This window comes from Kumtagia sp., assembly GCF_059502445.1.
This window is the reverse complement of sequence record NZ_JCACER010000056.1, coordinates 1-3766: the sequence shown is the minus strand read 5'-3', so window position 1 is coordinate 3766 and position 3766 is coordinate 1. Positions and strand designations below refer to the sequence as shown.

General features: G+C 65.1%; 2 protein-coding genes. Both read left to right on the top strand.

Translation table 11 applies throughout. The annotated features are described in order from the left end of the window. Nucleotides 1–2104: DNA-directed RNA polymerase subunit beta (gene rpoB / locus AC5JDC_RS17170; RefSeq protein ID WP_495843025.1), on the top strand; the 2104-nt coding region annotated here is incomplete at its 5' end. 175 nt (nucleotides 2105–2279) lie between these two features. Further along, nucleotides 2280–3766: DNA-directed RNA polymerase subunit beta' (locus AC5JDC_RS17165; protein ID WP_495843023.1), on the top strand; the 1487-nt coding region annotated here is incomplete at its 3' end.

Here is a 3766-nt window from a genome sequence, read left to right as displayed (position 1 = left end):
CCCGTTCCTCGAGAACGACGACGCCAACCGCGCCCTGATGGGCTCGAACATGCAGCGCCAGGCCGTGCCGCTGGTGCGCGCCGAGGCGCCGTTCGTCGGCACCGGCATGGAGCCGATCGTCGCTCGTGACTCGGGCGCCGCCATCGCCGCGCGCCGCACCGGCATCGTCGACCAGGTGGACGCCACCCGTATCGTCATCCGCGCGACCGAGGACCTGGTTCCCGGAAAGTCGGGCGTCGACATCTACCGGCTGATGAAGTTCCAGCGCTCGAACCAGAACACCTGCATCAACCAGCGTCCGCTGGTCAGGATGGGCGACCGGATCGAGAAGGGCGACATCATCGCCGACGGCCCGTCCACCGATCTCGGTGATCTGGCGCTCGGCCGCAACGTGCTCGTCGCCTTCATGCCGTGGAACGGCTACAACTACGAGGACTCCATCCTGCTGTCGGAGCGCATCGTCGCCGACGACGTCTTCACCTCGATCCACATCGAGGAGTTCGAGGTCATGGCGCGCGACACCAAGCTCGGGCCGGAGGAGATCACGCGCGACATCCCGAACGTGTCGGAAGAGGCGCTGAAGAACCTCGACGAGGCGGGCATCGTCTACATCGGCGCGGAAGTGCAGCCGGGCGACATCCTGGTCGGCAAGATCACGCCGAAGGGCGAGAGCCCGATGACGCCGGAAGAGAAGCTGCTGCGCGCCATCTTCGGCGAGAAGGCGTCCGACGTGCGCGACACCTCCATGCGCATGCCGCCCGGGACCTATGGAACGGTTGTCGAGGTTCGCGTGTTCAACCGGCACGGCGTCGAAAAGGACGAGCGTGCGATGGCGATCGAGCGCGAGGAGATCGAGCGGCTCGCCAAGGACCGCGACGACGAGCAGGCGATCCTCGACCGCAACGTCTATGCGCGGTTGAGCGACATGCTGGCCGGCAAGGATGCCATCCAGGGGCCGAAGGGCTTCAAGAAGGGCACGATTCTGTCGAAGGAGTTGCTCGGCGAGTATCCGCGCTCGCAATGGTGGCAGTTCGCCGTCGAAAGCGAGGATATCCAGCGCGAGCTGGAGGCCCTGCGCGGCCAGTATGACGAATCCAAGAAGGCGCTCGAGCAGCGTTTCATGGACAAGGTCGAGAAGGTGCAGCGCGGCGACGAGATGCCTCCGGGCGTCATGAAGATGGTCAAGGTCTTCGTCGCCGTGAAGCGCAAGATGCAGCCCGGCGACAAGATGGCCGGCCGCCACGGCAACAAGGGCGTGGTCAGCCGCATCGTGCCGGTCGAGGACATGCCGTTCCTGGAGGACGGCACCCACGCCGACATCGTGCTCAACCCGCTCGGCGTGCCGAGCCGGATGAATGTCGGTCAGATCCTCGAGACGCATCTCGGCTGGGCCTGCGCTGGCATGGGCCGGAAGATCGGCGAGCTGCTCGACGCCTACAAGGCGGGCGGCAAGATCGATTCGCTGCGCGAGACGATCGCCGAGATCATTCCGGACAACGACCGCAACGAGCCGGTGCGGCGCTTCGACGACGAGTCGATCGTGCGTCTCGGCGAGCAGATGCGGCGCGGTGTCTCGATCGCGACCCCGGTGTTCGACGGAGCGCACGAGGCGCACATCGACGAGATGCTCGAGCAGGCCGGACTGCACACCAGCGGCCAGTCGACTCTCTATGACGGGCGCACCGGCGAGGCGTTCGATCGCAAGGTGACGATGGGCTATATCTATATGCTCAAGCTGCACCATCTGGTCGACGACAAGATCCACGCCCGTTCGATCGGCCCGTACTCGCTCGTCACCCAGCAGCCGCTGGGCGGCAAGGCGCAGTTCGGCGGCCAGCGCTTCGGCGAGATGGAGGTCTGGGCGCTCGAAGCCTATGGCGCCGCCTACACGCTGCAGGAGATGCTGACGGTGAAGTCGGACGACGTGGCCGGCCGCACCAAGGTCTACGAGGCGATCGTGCGCGGCGACGACGCGTTCGAGGCGGGCATTCCGGAGAGCTTCAACGTGCTCGTCAAGGAGATGCGCTCGCTCGGCCTCAACGTCGAGCTGGAGAACAGCGTGGTCGAGGATACGGCGCCGCGGGTGCGCGACGCGGCCGAGTAACGGCAGGATACGCCGCGGGGCCAGGCTCCGCGGCGGGCCGTCAAGTCGAGGCCGGGAGACCGGCCGCAAAAGATCCTCCGATAGCGTGCGCGGCGGCGGGCGCCGGACGGATCGGAAGAGGGCGATATCGCCCCGAGAATTTCAACGGGACCCCGGTCCCGAGAAGGAGAACGGCATGAACCAAGAGGTCATGAATCTCTTCAACAACAACGTCCCGGCCCAGGTGTTCGATTCCATCCGGATTTCGCTCGCCAGCCCGGACAAGATCCTGTCCTGGTCGTTCGGCGAGATCAAGAAGCCGGAGACGATCAACTATCGCACGTTCAAGCCCGAGCGCGACGGCCTGTTCTGCGCGCGCATCTTCGGTCCGATCAAGGACTACGAGTGCCTGTGCGGCAAGTACAAGCGCATGAAGTACAAGGGCGTCATCTGCGAGAAGTGCGGCGTCGAGGTGACGCTTTCCCGCGTCCGCCGCGAGCGCATGGGCCATATCGAGCTGGCGGCTCCCGTCGCCCACATCTGGTTCCTGAAGTCGCTGCCGAGCCGCATCGGCACGCTGCTCGATATGACCCTGAAGGACATCGAGCGCGTCCTCTATTTCGAGAACTACATCGTCACCGAGCCGGGCCTCACCGCGCTGAAGGAGCATCAGCTCCTGTCGGAAGAGGAGTACATGATCGCCGTCGACGAATATGGCGAGGACAGCTTCACCGCCATGATCGGCGCCGAGGCGATCCATGCGCTGCTTGCCGAGATGAAGCTCGACACCATCGCCGGCGAGCTGCGCTCGGACCTCGCCTCGACGACGTCGGAGTTGAAGCAGAAGAAGCTTCTCAAGCGCCTCAAGGTGGTCGAGAACTTCATGGAGTCCGGCAACCGTCCGGAATGGATGATCATGAAGGTCATCCCGGTCATCCCGCCGGACCTGCGTCCGCTGGTTCCGCTCGACGGCGGCCGCTTCGCCACGTCGGACTTGAACGACCTCTACCGGCGCGTCATCAACCGCAACAACCGCCTGAAGCGGCTGATCGAGCTGCGCGCGCCGGGCATCATCATCCGCAACGAGAAGCGCATGCTGCAGGAGGCCGTCGACGCGCTGTTCGACAACGGCCGCCGCGGCCGCGTCATCACCGGCGCCAACAAGCGCCCGCTGAAGTCGCTGTCGGACATGCTGAAGGGCAAGCAGGGGCGCTTCCGCCAGAACCTGCTCGGCAAGCGCGTCGACTATTCCGGCCGCTCGGTCATCGTGACCGGTCCGGAGCTGAAGCTGCACCAGTGCGGCCTGCCGAAGAAGATGGCGCTTGAGCTGTTCAAGCCGTTCATCTACGCCCGCCTCGACGCCAAGGGCTATTCGTCCACCGTCAAGCAGGCGAAGAAGCTGGTCGAGAAGGAGAAGCCGGAGGTCTGGGACATCCTCGACGAGGTGATCCGTGAGCATCCGGTGCTCTTGAACCGCGCACCGACGCTGCACCGCCTCGGCATCCAGGCATTCGAGCCCATTCTGATCGAAGGCAAGGCGATCCAGCTGCACCCGCTGGTCTGCACGGCCTTCAATGCCGACTTCGACGGCGACCAGATGGCGGTCCACGTGCCGCTGTCGCTCGAAGCGCAGCTCGAAGCCCGCGTGCTGATGATGTCGACCAACAACATCCTGCACCCGGC